The organism is Vibrio sp. 10N.222.52.B7 (assembly GCF_041474275.1).
GTDB lineage: Bacteria > Pseudomonadota > Gammaproteobacteria > Enterobacterales > Vibrionaceae > Vibrio > Vibrio crassostreae_C.
The window spans coordinates 1-318 of record NZ_JBFRTU010000697.1; the positions used below are offsets into that span (position 1 = coordinate 1).

1 protein-coding gene is annotated in these 318 nt (G+C 42.5%); it reads right to left on the reverse strand.

Annotated elements, in window-relative coordinates:
• The coding region (locus AB4512_RS24865) for a GIY-YIG nuclease family protein (protein ID WP_372176134.1) at window positions 1–318 on the reverse strand (318 nt) is incomplete at both ends.

Here is a 318-nt window from a genome sequence, read left to right on the forward strand (position 1 = left end):
GAGAATGGTACAGAAGCATCACCAAGTTCTTTTACTCTGTCCATTGGTTCTAAGCGACGAGTCATACCAATCTTAAACACCTCTTCACCAAAACTACCAACGTTGCTGATAACGTAAACATGCCCTCGGCGAGTTTGCTGTGCCATTGATAGCGCACGTTGACCTTTTTCTTCAGCTTCTTGTAGCTTGCTTTCTAATTCTGCAAGTTGTGCTTCAAATACAGCTCTCTGTTCTTCACTTGCTTGGCCTAATTCAGATCGCGCTTTTTCTAGAGCTTTTTGTAGCATCTTTTCTTCTTTTTCAGCTTCTTTACGTGCC